Source organism: Dyadobacter crusticola DSM 16708, assembly GCF_000701505.1.
Classification (GTDB): Bacteria; Bacteroidota; Bacteroidia; order Cytophagales; family Spirosomataceae; genus Dyadobacter; species Dyadobacter crusticola.
In genome coordinates this window covers 741,046-756,412 of the sequence record NZ_JNJB01000001.1, presented here as the reverse complement: position 1 = coordinate 756,412, position 15,367 = coordinate 741,046, and the positions used below count along the sequence as shown (strand labels likewise).

Genomic DNA, 15,367 nt, shown 5'->3' with positions numbered 1-15,367 from the left:
AAAGCGAAAGCTTTCTGTTACATTGTTGCAAAAGTAGCTCCAATGCAACTTTGTTGCAAAGCAATAGCCAAGTATTTCATTATTTTAACTGCTATTTAACGTCTTGTGATGGGAGTAGCCTTGCTCGTTAATCAAATGCCGATCGCGCTGCGTGTAGGATTCTCACGACCTTATCAAACTCTTTCCAGCTTAATAGGATAAGTCTTCTTCGCATTCCATTGGCACACGTAAATATTCTGGTCGGCGTCGACGCAGACATCGTGGCAATGCATAAAAATGGGTTTTTCCTGAACCATCAACTGCAGCTCGCCATTCTTATACTCCGGCTTCGTGCCGCCCGGATTTGAGATCACTTTATTTGATTTGTCAAGAATTGTTACGAAACCTGAGTTGGGAGTCTGATTAAGGTACCTGAGCCGCGACCAGCAAACGCCTGCAAACAGATTTTCCTCGTGTAAAACGGGGCGGCAGACAAATGCACCGGGGAGGAATATAGTGCTCAGGTATTTACCGTCAAGTGTAAATCGCTTGAATGCATTGTGCGCCCGCGAGGTTACCAGTAGGGTGGGGTTGGCTTTATCCCGGTAGTCAACAGCAATCCCGTGGGCTGTCGAAAACTGCGCATCCCCATCGCCGCTGCCACCGAATTTGTCGATAAACTCGCCTTTCTGATTGTACCTTAATATGTAATTGGAACCATAACCGTCGGCGATATACAGGGTGCCATCCGGGCCAACTGCAGTTTCTGTTGGTTTAAATGAATCTGTTTCTTTGTAAGCGCCTACTTTCGACGGGTGCTCGATCGTCAGTAGCACTTTGCCTTTCAGGTCTGTTTTGAAGACTTTGCCTGTATTCGGATCTGTGATAAAAAGGAATTCATCGCCATTCGCATTCCAGAGTGTAAGTCCATGCCCGCCGGGATATTCATGCCCCCAGCTTTCTAGCAACTTACCTGACCGATCGTAAATGAGAATGTTGTTTTTGATTTCATCCGTTACCATAATCAGCCTGCCTTTGCTATCCTGAACCATTTCATGACAATTGTTGACAGGAAATTTGGATGCGTCGAGATTCCCCCAACTCTGATTTACCTTATACCGGAAATTACCATGACCAATGGTTTCTCCATCGGCTTTCGGCCTGGCATTGAGAATATAGAATGGTTTGAATGTAATTGCAGCTGCTGCAGCCGCTGTGATTTTGGTAAATTGACGGCGGGATGGGGTATAGGACATGATCTGGACTTTTATCGAAAAAGGCAGTCCATTCACATTCTTACTATCTGTAAAATGCTGATTTAGGCTAGCTTGCAGAGTAGCGTTTTCCGTAACGGTTCAGCCAATCCATGAGGTGGTTCACATCCTGCATTTTGAAAAGCTCGCTTCCCGCATTCATTGTAGCTGCGGTACCACATGCAACGCCCATTCGCACCGCTTCCCGGTAGGACTTACCTTGCGAAAGTGTCCACACGATACCTGCTAGCATACTGTCTCCTGCACCAACCGTACTTTTGGGCTGCACGGGCGGTGCCGGGATATGCTCCACCTGGTCCTCGGTTACAAGCATCGCGCCCATTGCGCCCATTGACACAACCACGATTTCGCATTGTCCCCGGATAATCAAAGCGCGTGCTGCATCGTCGACTTCATCCATTTCCAGCTTATCAACACCAACCAGCTCACTCAGCTCGGTAATGTTTGGTTTAAGAAGATAGACGCCCGATTCTGACGCGTAGCGTAATGCATCTCCGGAAGTATCGGCAATGAACTTGGCGCCTTGTTTATTGGCTATTCTTGATATTTGTCCGTAAAAATCATCAGGAACTCCCGGAGGCAAGCTGCCGCTGGCGATGATATAGGAAGGTTTCGGGTCAAATTCCTCCAACATTTCCAGGATCGATCTTACCTCAGTCGGCATCATCTCGGTACCTGGCATCCCGAAACGGTACTGAAAGCCCGTACTGGTTTCAAGTACATGGAAGTTTTCTCGGGTCCATTGTTTGGTTTCAATCACCATTGTTTCCACGCCTTCATTCTTGACCAGCTTGTGCAGCCTTTGTCCGGTGGGCCCGCCGATTGTGAAAATAGCGATCGGATTTCCGCCCAACCTGTGAATTGCTTTCGCCACATTGATTCCGCCGCCCCCTGCCTCAAACGTGGGTGTTCCGCAACGTAGCTTGTTGTCCGGCACGATGCGGGAAACCTCCGAACTTTTGTCGAGCGCAGGATTGATTGTCAGGGTAACAATGGGTCCGGTAGCCATAAAAATGCTTTTTGTTAGTTTAAACCTCGAAGGCGGAACAACTTATCACTTAATTTCCGCGAATAAAAGAAAAAAAGTGATTGGCGATGCTCCGTTCTTGATATGTTCACATTAGCCCGGCATTTTATTCAGTATTGTCCGTCGCTGACCTCCCAGCCGCCGTCGATTGTGAAGTTCTGGCCCGTAGTGAATCGGGAGTAATCCGACATGAAATATACTGCTGCTCCATCCAGGTCGCCCGGCACACCATACCGGCCGCCGTCCAATGCCTGTTTGCTGGTTACGAATTTTTCTGATTCTTTACCTTCAACTCCTTCAATAATCCCCGGCGAGAGCACATTCACCCTGATGTTTTTAGATGCGTAGGAAGACGCTATTGACTTGGAAAAACCCAGAACCGCCGATTTCGCGGTAGCGTAAGCATGATTTGAAAATTGAGGAGAAGGATAAAAGCCCAGCACCGAGCTCATATTTAGTATGCTGCCGCCTTTGTTCATTCCCATAAATGTCCTGATCGCCGCCTGGTTAGATAGCATCAGTGAGGTCAGGTTCCAGTCGAGTGTTTTGTGCCAGCCTTCAAGAGAAAGCTCGTGCAAAGGCCCGTCGCCGAATTTCTCTCCGCCGCCGCCTGCCACATGGTATAGTCCGTCAAAACTGCCGAACTCACGAATGCAAAGTTGTATAGCTTCCATAGCAGTTTGCGGGTGGGTTGCATCTGCCTGCTTGGCGCGCGCGGTGCTTCCGAGTTGCAACTCAGCTACGAGGCAGTTTTCAGGATTTCTGCCTACCACTACTACGTTTGCTCCGTTTCTGACAAATGCCTTTGCCGCTGAGAAACCCAGACCGGTTGTTCCTCCGATGACCACAATAGACTTATTACCCAGCCAATTTTCCATTTCTATATTTCTTTTTTGTTGCAAAATAGGATTATTGGGGTAAAAAGTAAAACGCCTGACATCTCGTAGATGCCAGGCGCCAGTTTATAACGGGACAATGTACTATGCCACAGAACGTAGCACCGACATTGCTGATTTCTCAAATTTATCTTTCGCGTAGTCCAGCGAAAGTGTAAAATCCTTCACATCAGTTTGTGAAGGCAGGTCAAACATTGCATCGGTCATAATCGATTCACAAATCGAACGAAGTCCACGGGCGCCCAGCTTATAAGTCATCGCCTGATCTACAATGAAATCCAGAACTGCGTCCTCAAAATGCAGATTGATGCCTTCCATTGCAAACAGCTTGCTGTACTGCTTAACCAATGCATTCTTTGGTTCTGTTAAAATACGGCGCAATGTTTCGCGATCAAGCGGATTTAAATGCGTCAGCACAGGCAAGCGGCCGATCAGCTCGGGGATTAAGCCGAAAGATTTAAGGTCCATTGCTGTCACATAGCGCATCAGATTTCCTTTGTCAAAAATCTCGATAATCCTGTTGTCACCTGAAAACCCGATCGGACGTGTATTAATGCGTTTTCCGATATGTCTTTCAATTCCGTCGAATGCACCTCCGCAAATGAAAAGAATGTTCTCTGTATTCAGCGTAATCATTTTCTGGTCCGGGTGCTTGCGACCGCCTTGCGGTGGTACATTAACGATAGAGCCTTCCAGTAATTTCAAAAGCGCCTGTTGTACACCTTCTCCGCTTACATCGCGTGTAATGGAAGGGTTATCCGACTTGCGTGCAATTTTATCAATCTCGTCAATGTAAACGATCCCACGCTCAGCAGCTTCCACATTGTAGTCGGCAGCTTGCAGTAAGCGGGTTAAGATTGTTTCAACATCTTCTCCCACATAGCCTGCTTCCGTCACAACGGTTGCGTCAGCTACGCAAAAAGGTACCTGCAGGATCCGCGCAATGGATTTAGCGAGGTAAGTTTTGCCGGTACCCGTTTCGCCCACCATAATAATGTTTGATTTCTCAATCACAACATCATCTTCGGTAGTGGTTTGGTTGAGCCTTTTATAGTGATTGTATACAGCAACAGCCAGCGAGCGTTTTGCTTCATCCTGACCTATTACGTATTGTTCAAGAAAGTGCTTGATTTCGGATGGGGGGATTGGTTTCAGCTTTGGCAGCTTACCTTTTTTCTCTTTTTTATCTTCCTTTGCCCCTAATTCTTCCGTAATCACCTGGTGCCCCTGGGCAATACAGTGATTACATATATGTGCATCTATTCCGGAAAGTAATAAATCGACTTCGTTTTTCTTACGTCCGCAGAACGAACAACTTACTTGTGCCATTGAATTTGTTTATACAGTGGTGAATTACCCGGTTCGCTGAGTTTATTATTAATTAGCAACAGCCAAGACCGTGTTAACAAGAAGGTTTACATTATTGTTTCCAAACGCCTGTACATTTTGTCAGCAGTCGCCAGGATATCGCAAATTTCCGGTTTTTTAACCGGGTTACCAAAATAAAAACTGGCTAATGAATAAAAAAGCACCCTGGCAAGCTGGTTGCCAGGGTGCTTTCAACGATTCAAAAACCGATTATTTGTCTCTCGTCAAAACCTCGTCGATCAAACCATATTCTTTGGCTTCGGTAGCTTTCAACCATTTGTCACGGTCAGAATCCAGTGCGATTTGTTCGGGTGTCTGGCCGGTGTGGTTAGCTAGGATTTCGTATAGTTCGTGACGCAATTTTACGATCTCGCGGGTTGTGATTTCGATATCAACCGAAGTACCCTGTGCGCCTCCCGAAGGCTGGTGGATCATCACACGTGCGTGAGGAAGCGCCGAACGTTTTCCGGCAGCACCGCCCGCCAGCAATACCGCGCCCATTGACGCAGCAAGGCTTGTGCAAACAGTTGCTACATCAGGACGTACATACTGCATAGTATCATAAATACCCAAACCTGCGTACACGGAGCCGCCCGGGCTGTTGATGTACATCAGGATATCTTTCTTAGGATCGGCTGATTCGAGGAAGAGTAACTGTGCGACAATGATATTCGCAATATTATCGTCCACACCAGTTCCCATGAAAATGATGCGGTCGGCCATTAACCGGGAGAAAACGTCAACTTCACGAAAGTTCATCGGACGTTCCTCGATCACCGAGCGGGTCATATTTTCAACGGTGTGGTTCATATAACCGTCCACTGAAAGGCCATTCACGCCAAGGTGGTGGACAGCATATTTTCTAAATTCATTTCCGTAATTCATCGGTAAACTTAATTTTAATTGAGTTTATATTTAAAGGGCAACGACTATCAGAACAAAAAGCAATATATGTTAGTTTCTGTTTAAAAACCTGCCTGCTGAATAATCGGCTTGCACAAAATTGACTAATTCATCGGGAAAACCTTGTCAATTCCTGCGATAAATTCTCGGAATTTGCGAGGAGCAGGAGCGAGGCAGTTAAGTACATTGCATTTGAAAGTTTGAAAAAGATAAACACCGCGACTATGAGCGCAGCAGCTAACTTATCAGAGAAGATTAGGTTGATCCGATTACAGAAAGGTCTCTCACAGGAGAATATGGCCGATATGCTGGGACTATCAACTACTGCCTACGGAGACCTGGAAAGGGGCAGGACTGAATTGTCAGTTTCACGTCTGGAAAACATTGCCAAATTGCTCGATGTAAAATTGCCCGACCTGCTGGGTTTTGATTCAGTTTCAATGTCGGAAACGGATTGGCTCAGACAGGAAAATACCCGGCTGCTTGCCGAAAACCGAAGGTTACAGAACGAGCTGGATCAATGGAAGCTGAAATTCAGGCAGTGGTTTGGCGAGGGGATTATGCGCGAGCTGGGGCAGCAGCGGGAGCGGATTGGTTTTTAGAAACATAAAAAACACCGCACAGATAATCTGCGCGGTGCTGAATATATTGAGCTAAAACTCTGGTTAAGCTGCTACTTCTTCGCCTTTCGCGAGCTTTTCGAATTCGCTTACTTCAATGGTTTGCTCGTCTGTCGAAACTTGTCCGCGGATGATATCCATTACTTTGTTATCAAAAACCTGGTTGAAAACGCTCGTGTAATTGTCACGCTCTTTATCGGCCAGGTAACCTTGGGCAACGCGGTCGATTGTTTCCTTCATATTGTCGTCGTCACCGTAGATACCAAACTGACCTTTTACCATGTTGCGGGTAAATTCAAGGATCTCAGGATATTCAACTTTTACATTCTCTTTGTCAGCGATCTGATTTTTAATAAGACTCAGTTTTAACGATTTTTTGAAATCCTCAAACTGCTCTTCGATCTGCTCGCGGGTAAATTTGCCTTCGTTAGTACGTTCCAGCCACTCTTTCAGGAATTCTTCGGGAAGCTCAATGGAGATATTTTCCAGCAATGCATTCTCAATATCGCGACGAAGCAATGCTTCCGTTTCGCGCTCGTAGTTTCCTTTGATAATTTCAAGAACTTTCTCGTTGTACTGCTCTTCGCTCTCCACTTGTCCGGCTCCCAGTACTTTATCAAAAAACTCCTGGTTCAATTCTGCTGGTGCGGAGCGGGTGATATCTTCTACTGTTAAAACGAATTCGCCTGAAAGTGAGCCGATATCTTCTTTTTTCTTGCCGGTAACATGTGCGATCGCCGACTCGTCTGTAAATGTATCCTGGATATCAAATGTGATTACATCCTCTTTTTTGACACCAATAAATTTCGCAAGCGCTTCTTCTTTAATCTGCTTGGTAGGGATCGCGGTGCGGGTCGTGAACTCGGTTGATTCTTGTTTCAGCTCGCCAAAGATCATATCGCCAGCCTCACTTACTTCCGGGTGAATGCTATCTGCAAAACGCTCGCGCAGGCTGTCGTTTGTTTTGCTCAGCTCAGCATCGTCCACGTTAATCGTGTAACGCTTTACTGCGGGCAACTCAGCCAGGTTTACTTCGAAATCGCTCGCCATTCCAAGATCGTAGCTGAATTCAAACTGGCTAGGATTGTCCCAGTTTACCTCGGCAGCTTTGTCGCGATCAGGGATCGGGTCACCTACTACCTGTAACTTGTTTTCCCGGATGTAGTTACTCACTGCATTGCTCAGCAGGTTGTTTACCTCGTCAACCAGAATGCTTTTTCCGTACATCCGCTGGATCACGTGCGAAGGCACTTTCCCAGGGCGAAAACCTTTCAGGTTAACCTTTTTTGAATAATCCTTTATGGTTTTATCAATTTTCGGCTGGTAATCTTCTTTGGTCAGCGTCACTTTGAGTGAAGCCATTGTAGGCGAGCTTTTTTCTAACAGAACTTCCATGTTTCGCTTATGCTAATGGTAATACCTTGGGTAAAACAGAAAAGAAAAATAAAAATGCCCTCAAAACGAAGTCCTGAGGGCATTTGACGGGTCTTACTACGGAGCAGCACATTTTTCTAAATGGGATAGGAATCTGATGCCCCGTCATTCCCTTGTAATTTGTACGGGCGGAGGGAATCGAACCCCCACGCCTTGCGGCACTAGATCCTAAGTCTAGCACGTCTACCAGTTCCGCCACGCCCGCTCACTTTTTCCGCTTCCGATCGCAGTTGATAATGTCGCCTGTTCTCGAATTGGGAGTGCAAAGGTATTTCTATTTTTTAGATAGATGCAAGCTTTTTTCAAAATTTTATCTTTTGGTAATGACATATTGAAAAATGTCGCCGGAATTTGTTATTTTGGTGAAGCATACTAATTTAAAAAACAGCAGTGGAGCAACTCGTCGAGGCCCTCAATATTGACCTGGAGCAAGAGCGGAAGGATATCCTCAAGAAGTACAGGAGATTATTACGTACAGCCAAGCCATTCTTGAAGGATAATGATGCCAAATTAATCAAAAAGGCTTTTTATACTTCTGTCGACGCCCATAAAGATATGCGGCGCCGGTCGGGAGAACCCTATATTTATCACCCTCTGGCAGTAGCCCAGATCGTCGTGGAGGAGATCGGGCTGGGTACCACAGGCATTGTAGCTGCATTGCTGCACGATGTGGTAGAAGATACCGATATGCGGATCGAAGATATCGAAAGGCTGTTCGGTAAAAAGGTCGCCAAGATCATAGACGGACTTACCAAGATTTCCGGGCGCTTTGAGTACGGATCGTCACAGCAAGCTGAGAATTTTCGGAAAATGCTGCTCACGCTCTCTGATGATGTGCGGGTAATCCTTGTGAAGCTGGCGGACAGGCTGCACAACATGCGGACACTTGACAGTATGCCGCGTGACAAGCAGCTGAAAATCGCGTCGGAGACCATTTTTATTTATGCGCCGCTCGCGCACCGACTTGGATTGTACAGTATCAAATCCGAGCTGGAAGAGCTTTATCTGAAATATACTGAACCTCAGGAATACCGCGCAATTGCCAGGAAGCTGAGAGAAACGAAAGGGATACGTGACCGGTTTATCGCCAAGTTCATGGAGCCGATCGCGCAAGACCTGGAATCGGCGGGTTTAAATTTCATCCTCAAAGGAAGGCCCAAGTCGATTTATTCGATCTGGAACAAAATGCGGAAGCAGAATAAGCCTTTTGAAGAAATCTACGATCTCTTCGCCATTCGCATTGTACTTGAATCTTCGGCGGAAAATGACCGTGAAAAAGCCATTTGCTGGCAGGCCTATTCCATTGTTACCGACCATTATAAGCCTAATCCTGATCGTTTAAAAGACTTTTTGAGTACGCCAAGAGCGAACGGCTACCAGTCGCTGCACTCCACGGTGATGAGCAAAAGCGGGCAGTGGGTGGAAGTCCAGATCCGCACGACGCGAATGGACGAAATCGCTGAAAAAGGCTACGCGGCGCACTGGAAGTACAAAGGGAATGATACCAAAGTCCGCGGCAACATCGAACAATGGATCACGCAGGTACGCGAAACCCTTGAAAACGGCTTTGGAGATAAAACAGCAGCAATAGAATTCCTCGACGAATTCAGGAGCAATCTGTTTAACGAAGAGGTTTTTGTATTTACTCCAAAAGGGGAGTTGAAAGTACTGCAAAGCGGGGCTACCGCGCTGGATTTCGCATTCGATATTCACTCGGAAGTAGGTGCGCATTGCATGGCCGCCAAAGTGGGCGGTATTTTGGTCCCAATTAGCTACGTGCTCAACAATGGGGACCAGATCGAAATTATAACTTCTAATAAGCAAAAACCCAATGAAGACTGGCTCCGGATCGTAGTTACTTCAAAGGCGAGGGCACGGATCAAGGATTTTCTGAAAGAAGATAACCGGCGTTACGAAACTGACGGTCGGCAAATGGTTGAGAAAAAGCTCAAAACGCTGGGTATCGAGCTCACTGCCGAGGTTGTCAACCAGCTGCGCGCATTTTTTGAATGTAAAACGGCGGCCGACTTTTTCTATCGCATTGGAAAGGGATACATCCAGCTCGATGAACTGAAAAGATTCAAGAAAGATAAAGAGATAAAAGAGCGGAAAGCCGATACTGCCAATACAGTGAGTACAATTCCCGGCCCGCTCGGAAGCGATGGTAAGACGTTAACCAAGTTTTTAAAGCAAATTCACGGCGACCGGGCAGACAGTGACACACTGCTGATCGGCGATGATATGGACAAGATCGATTATAAACTTGCCGTCTGCTGCAACCCGATCGCAGGCGACGACGTTTTTGGTTTTGTCACGATCAATGAGGGCATTAAAATACACCGGACTACCTGTCCGAATGCGGCCGAACTCATGTCTAAACACGGTAACCGCATTATCAAGGCTAAATGGGAATCGAACAAGGATGAAGCCTTTTTAGCGGGACTTTATCTGTCGGGAACAGACCGTGTGGGACTGGTGAATGACGTAACGAGGATCATCTCAAATGAGCTCCATATCAACATGCGCGGGCTCACGATTGATACCAAAGACGGGGTGTTTAATGGCGATATCAAGCTCTATGTACAGGATACGCGGCATTTGGATATTCTGATCAGTAAGCTGGAACAGGTAGAAGGAGTTTACAACGTACAACGCTTTGACACGAACCTGAACCACACCTGATTGGGTGAACGATTATCATCAGGCAGTGTTAATAAATGGTGTCGACCCTGGTATTGTTAAATTACCAGATTGACTGTGATTTAGTATAAAAAAGCGTATTTTCGCGCAAGAATAGTCAGAGATATGCCACAAGCCAGCAAACCAAATTTCGAAGCCGCCAAGAAAATCCTGACGGCTTACCTGGAAAATAAGGGACTTCGTAAAACGCCTGAGCGCTTTGCGATATTGGAAGAGATCTACACCAGGGAAGATCATTTTGACGTGGATGAGCTTTACATCAGCATGAAAAACAAACGGTACCGGGTTAGCCGCGCCACTGTATATAACACGCTCGATGTTTTGGTAGATTGTGACCTTGTGACCAAACACCAGTTTGGTAAAAACCTGGCGCAGTTTGAAAAATCTTACGGTAACAAACAACACGATCACCTGATCTGCACAGATTGCCACAAAGTAATGGAGTTCTGCGATCCAAGGATCCAGTCTATCCAGAACATGGTAGGCGAAATGCTGAATTTCAGCGTGATGCACCATTCACTTATCTTCTACGGTAACTGTACCAAAGAAAATTGCCAGAACCGCAACGACGTACCGAGGGAAACTTCGGCTGCATACGAAGACAGATAATGTCGGAAATCCTTTAAGGCAGGGGCTTGCTCCTGCCTATCTTATTCTTACACATATAGTTTCAGTAATCAAAAATTGAATGAAAGTTGACGTACTACTTGGGCTCCAATGGGGAGACGAGGGAAAAGGTAAAATTGTGGACGTTTTGGCGCCGCGTTACCAGGTTGTAGCCCGTTTTCAGGGCGGCCCGAATGCAGGCCACACGCTGGAATTCGATGGTATCAAACATGTTTTGCACCAAATTCCTTCCGGGATCTTTCGCAGCGATATCCAGAATATTATCGGAAACGGCGTGGTTCTCGACCCGATCGTTTTCAGAAGAGAAATTGAAAACCTCGGCAAATACAACCTTGACCTTGTGAGCAACCTTGTTGTTTCCAAGAAAGCGTCGATCATCGTACCCACGCATGCATTACTTGATGCAGCTTATGAGCGCTCCAAAGGTGATTCCAAAATCGGTTCTACATTGAGGGGAATCGGTCCTGCTTACCAGGATAAAACTGCGAGGCTCGGGCTTCGTGTGGGTGACGTTCTTTCACCGAATTTCGCACAGAAATACCAGAAATTAGTTGATGCCCACAAGGTTATCCTTGATTTCTACCAATACGATTACGCAGAAGCTTTACCGAAAGCAGAAGAGAACTTCTTCGCTGCGGTGGAATTCATGAAGCAGTTTACATTGGTTAACAGCGAGTATGTTGTAAACGATGCATTGGCCAACAACAAGACTGTACTAGCCGAAGGAGCTCAGGGATCTTTGCTGGACATTGACTTTGGTTCATATCCTTTTGTAACCAGCTCAACTACAATGGCCGCCGGCGCCTGCACCGGGCTAGGTATTGCTCCCAAGCAGATCGGCGAAGTTTTCGGAATTTTCAAAGCTTACTGTACACGCGTTGGCAGCGGTCCATTCCCAACCGAATTGTTAGAAGAAACCGGCGAGAAAATGCGTCAGGAAGGGCGTGAATTTGGTGCCACTACCGGTCGCCCACGCCGCTGCGGCTGGCTCGATCTGCCTGCATTGAAATACGCGATTATGATCAATGGTGTTACACAGCTGATCATGATGAAGGTAGACGTACTTACTGTTTTTGACTCGATCAAAGTTTGTACGCACTACAAGCTGGCAGACGGAACCCTGACGGAGCAGCTTCCCTACGACTTATGTGATGAATCTGTTGAGCCGATATATAAAGAATTCAAAGGCTGGCAGCAATCACTCGACGGCATCCACGATTTCGACGCGATTCCGGAAGAGTTGCTCACTTACGTGAAGTTTTTGGAAGAAGAATTGAAGTTGCCGATCACTTTCATCTCCACCGGCCCCGACCGTGAAGCGCTGATTAGCAGAGAAACGTCAGCATTGTCGGTTTAGGTCTTTTTAGCTCAAAGAACTACTGCTTTGTCACCCTGAGCGGAGTCGAAGGGCGCTACCACCAAGCGGTAGCGCCCTTCGACTCCGCTCAGGGTGACAGGTAAAAGCTCAGGGTGACAAAGTTGTAGGGTACAGGCTGACAAAGTAAGTGCCTTAGGAACAAGCGTTTTACGCCAGCAGGTTCAGCACATCCTCCCTGCTTAGCGACTTGATAAACCCTTCTTCATTTGAGATCAGGTCGTCAGCGAGCTGCTTTTTCGATTTCTGCAATGCAAGGATCTTCTCTTCTACGGAGTTTTTGGTTATAAACTTATACGTAAATACAGTTCTGTGCTGGCCAATGCGGTGCGCGCGGTCTACTGCCTGTGCTTCAATGGCGGGGTTCCACCAGGGATCGAGGATGAAAACGTAATCGGCAGCAGTGAGATTAAGGCCAAGCCCGCCTGCTTTCAGCGAGATCAGAAATATTTTGATACCTGCTTGTTCCTGAAATGTCTCCACCTGCTCCTGCCGGTCTTTGGTTGAGCCGTCGAGATAGGCGTACCTGATATTTCGGTCGTCAAGATAATGCCTGAAAAGGTCGAGGTGCTTGATGTATTGACTGAAAACAAGAATCTTGTGATCCTCTGTCATGACTGTCTCCATTTTATGCAATACATCTTCGAATTTCCCCGAACCATGACTGTATCCCGGATCTACCATTAACGGATGGTTTGCCAGTTGTCTCAGCTTTGTCAAACCCTGTAATACCACCAGTTGTGACTTGGAAATACCTTCTTTATCAATGCTTTGCAGGATCAGGTTACGATAGTAGGCTTTCGCTTCTTCATAAGCTTTTTCCTGTTCTTCCACCATATCGCAGTACTGAATGCTCTCGACTTTTTCAGGAAGATCGGTTGCCACCTGAGATTTTAACCTCCTCAAAATAAATGGCTTGATCAGATTGTAGAGCCGCTTTGATTTATCTTCATCACCTTTTTTCTCAATCGGAATCTGAAATTCATCCCTGAAAAATGACTGACTTCCCAGCAAACCCGGGTTAACAAAAGTCATTTGCGACCAGAGATCAAGCGTATTATTTTCAATCGGCGTACCAGTCAACACGAGCCGGTGGGAAGAATTAAGCTTCCGTACCGCCTTCGTGATAATGGAAGTCGGATTTTTGATTGCCTGCGACTCATCGAGGATAATGTAGTTGAAACGGTAAGCCTCAATAATATCGATATCCAGACGAACAATCCCGTATGAAGTCAAAATCAGATCGTACTGATCAAATTGCGCGGTATCCTTTTCCCGGTTGGTACCTGTGTAAAGCAGCACTTTCAGGTCGGGTGTAAACTTCCTGGCTTCGAGTTGCCAGTTATACAGCAGCGAAGTGGGCATGATCAGCATGGAAGGATTGGATGCGTCATTCTCCTTTTCTGATTGCAGCAAAGCCAATGTTTGGACCGTTTTGCCTAAACCCATATCGTCTGCAAGGCAGCCTCCAAGCCGGTATTGTTTGAGAAATTGAAGCCAGTCGTAACCAGTTTTTTGATAAGGACGTAAAGTGCCATTGAAGTTCTTAGGCGGTTCTACGGGTTCAATCTGCTGAAAGTTGCGCAGGTTTTCCAGCTTTCTGCTGATCACCGTTGTTGCCAGATTTTCCTCCTGAAGTTCCTGAACAAGTGCCAAATGGTGCATTCGAAGACGCAGCTGATCATCGTCTTCGGAGTGTTCGGTAAACGAAAAGAACTCAGAGTACTTCGTAAACCACCATTCCGGAATTACCGCAGTTTCTCCGTTTGGCAGTAAAAACTCCTTTTTACGGTTCAGAATGTAGCTTCTTAACTGAATAAACGGGATTTCAAATTCCCCGAACTTCACTTTCGCATTGATATCAAACCAATCCCGGCCTTCCTGAACTGAGATATCCAGCGAGGAATAACCGAGGAAATAACGTTTGCTGTCGGCGGTATTCTGTCTTACGCTGATTCCATTTTCGGAGAGCGTTATTGCATTTCCCTGCAACCAGCCGAAAGCCTGTGACTTTGGCATTTGCAGTTTACCATTGCGCATATTCAGCCCCCATTCTTTCAGGAGGCGCACATTGCGGCTTTCGCCGTCTATATCGCGCCTGACCTTGTTGAAAAAATAGTCGTTTCCTTTCTTCTCCATATGCACACTCGAAGGATGCGCAAAGCTGTCATAATGGAAAGAAAAGCCGGCATATTGAAATGATAAATCGAATGTAACGTCGTTATCTTCTTCTTCAATCACCTCTACGTCTTCCGAATCCTGAAAAAGCACCGGAGTCTTTTTGGGTGCCGAGGTGAATTCCGAGATGGTCAATACAGTTTTTGGCTGCGAGGAGACATTTCTGATTTCAAATCCTTTGGCCACTACATCGTAAGAAGCAATAAGCGGCGCCACGAAGCGACCGTAGTACTGCTCCTCCACTTGGCCGGGGATTGCGATAAATTTTTTATTCAAAAAGGGCTTGATTTTCTTCCCGTCCACATTTCCCTCGAAGCTGTAAAGGTGACCGTCGACAATCAGCCAGGCAGGATCTTCACAGATTAAAAATGCATTTTTATATTGAAATTCAAGCTTTTGGTATTTGTGGCGGATCGTTGGGAAGTAATGTGTATTGTCCTCATTTCTTACGAAATGGAAACGTATCGTCGCTTTCTCCGGCTCGGTAACCACAGGTTTCCAGAGTGGATTTCCATCGCTTCCCATGATGAAAATGTCTTTTCCATTTAGCTTTTCAAGAATACGGGCCTTGCAGTTTTCAAGATAGCTTGCGATGGCTTCCTGAATGGCTTTATCGCCTTTTTGCGCGTCGTATACTTTGAGGAAGAAGTCGACTGCATTCAGTTTTTTGGTGTTGAACTTTCGGACTACCAGATCTTGCTGGATATCGTCGATGAGTTTGACCAACTCAAAATCTCCGGCATCAAGCCCGCTTCTGAACTCCTCTACGTTTTTGGAAGATATATTCTGGATCTGGAACGTAACGTCGCCCTGTGCATTCAGCTGCACAGCGAAAGATTCAAAAATATACCCCAGATACTCATGGTTCAGAATTGAATAAACAATCTTAAATGGCTCGGATGGAGATACTTTCATTATCCGGTTTTCTACAAATTATAAGTGTTGACGAACTGCTGCCCAAGGTTGGAGAGGACCTCCTTTTGGAA

At 46.3% G+C, this 15,367-nt stretch carries 11 protein-coding genes and 1 tRNA gene; 4 read left to right on the top strand and 8 right to left on the bottom strand.

The window, feature by feature from the left end; all coding sequences use genetic code 11:
- Positions 1–173 precede the first annotated feature (173 nt).
- The 5 genes from Q369_RS0103285 to Q369_RS0103265 all read right to left on the bottom strand — a co-directional run bounded on the left by Q369_RS0103285 (position 174) and on the right by Q369_RS0103265 (position 5,429).
- Entirely contained in the window at positions 174–1,235 is a 1,062-nt protein-coding gene (locus Q369_RS0103285) for a 6-bladed beta-propeller (RefSeq protein ID WP_031526354.1), read from the bottom strand.
- Between the two features lie 67 nt (positions 1,236–1,302).
- A complete protein-coding gene (locus Q369_RS0103280; protein ID WP_031526353.1) occupies positions 1,303–2,262 on the bottom strand; it encodes a 1-phosphofructokinase family hexose kinase in 960 nt (319 codons plus the stop codon).
- Positions 2,263–2,390: 128 nt separating this feature from the next.
- Positions 2,391–3,158 (bottom strand): SDR family NAD(P)-dependent oxidoreductase, encoded by a 768-nt coding sequence (locus Q369_RS0103275; RefSeq protein WP_031526352.1) that lies wholly within the window; start codon positions 3,156–3,158, stop codon positions 2,391–2,393.
- A 102-nt stretch (positions 3,159–3,260) separates the two neighbouring features.
- A complete protein-coding gene (gene clpX, locus Q369_RS0103270) occupies positions 3,261–4,505 on the bottom strand; it encodes an ATP-dependent Clp protease ATP-binding subunit ClpX (protein ID WP_031526350.1) in 1,245 nt (414 codons plus the stop codon).
- Positions 4,506–4,754: 249 nt separating this feature from the next.
- Positions 4,755–5,429 carry a ClpP family protease gene (locus Q369_RS0103265; protein WP_031526349.1) on the bottom strand — a complete coding sequence of 225 codons (675 nt, stop codon included), beginning with the start codon at positions 5,427–5,429 and terminating at the stop codon, positions 4,755–4,757.
- A 242-nt stretch (positions 5,430–5,671) separates the two neighbouring features.
- Between Q369_RS0103265 and Q369_RS0103260 the strand changes: the two genes are divergently transcribed.
- Positions 5,672–6,049, top strand: a complete 378-nt coding sequence (locus tag Q369_RS0103260) for a helix-turn-helix domain-containing protein (protein WP_031526348.1) — start codon at positions 5,672–5,674, stop codon at positions 6,047–6,049.
- A gap of 63 nt (positions 6,050–6,112) precedes the next feature.
- Here Q369_RS0103260 and tig read toward each other — a convergent pair whose 3' ends face one another.
- Complete coding sequence (gene tig / locus Q369_RS0103255) at positions 6,113–7,462, bottom strand: trigger factor (protein WP_031526347.1); 1,350 nt, start codon at positions 7,460–7,462, stop codon at positions 6,113–6,115.
- A gap of 162 nt (positions 7,463–7,624) precedes the next feature.
- Positions 7,625–7,706: transfer RNA gene (locus Q369_RS0103250), tRNA-Leu, on the bottom strand.
- Between the two features lie 185 nt (positions 7,707–7,891).
- Between Q369_RS0103250 and Q369_RS0103240 the strand changes: the two genes are divergently transcribed.
- The 3 genes from Q369_RS0103240 to Q369_RS0103230 all read left to right on the top strand — a co-directional run bounded on the left by Q369_RS0103240 (position 7,892) and on the right by Q369_RS0103230 (position 12,185).
- Positions 7,892–10,183, top strand: coding sequence for a RelA/SpoT family protein (locus Q369_RS0103240; protein WP_031526346.1), 2,292 nt, complete (start codon positions 7,892–7,894; stop codon positions 10,181–10,183).
- Between the two features lie 123 nt (positions 10,184–10,306).
- Positions 10,307–10,810: a Fur family transcriptional regulator gene (locus Q369_RS0103235; protein ID WP_031526345.1), complete on the top strand. Its 504-nt coding sequence runs from the start codon at positions 10,307–10,309 to the stop codon at positions 10,808–10,810.
- 79 nt (positions 10,811–10,889) lie between these two features.
- Positions 10,890–12,185 carry an adenylosuccinate synthase gene (locus Q369_RS0103230; protein WP_031526344.1) on the top strand — a complete coding sequence of 432 codons (1,296 nt, stop codon included), beginning with the start codon at positions 10,890–10,892 and terminating at the stop codon, positions 12,183–12,185.
- A 168-nt stretch (positions 12,186–12,353) separates the two neighbouring features.
- On the opposite strand, the gene Q369_RS0103225 is transcribed toward Q369_RS0103230, so the two are convergent.
- Complete coding sequence (locus tag Q369_RS0103225) at positions 12,354–15,296, bottom strand: DEAD/DEAH box helicase (protein WP_031526343.1); 2,943 nt, start codon at positions 15,294–15,296, stop codon at positions 12,354–12,356.
- Between the last annotated feature and the right edge of the window lie 71 nt (positions 15,297–15,367).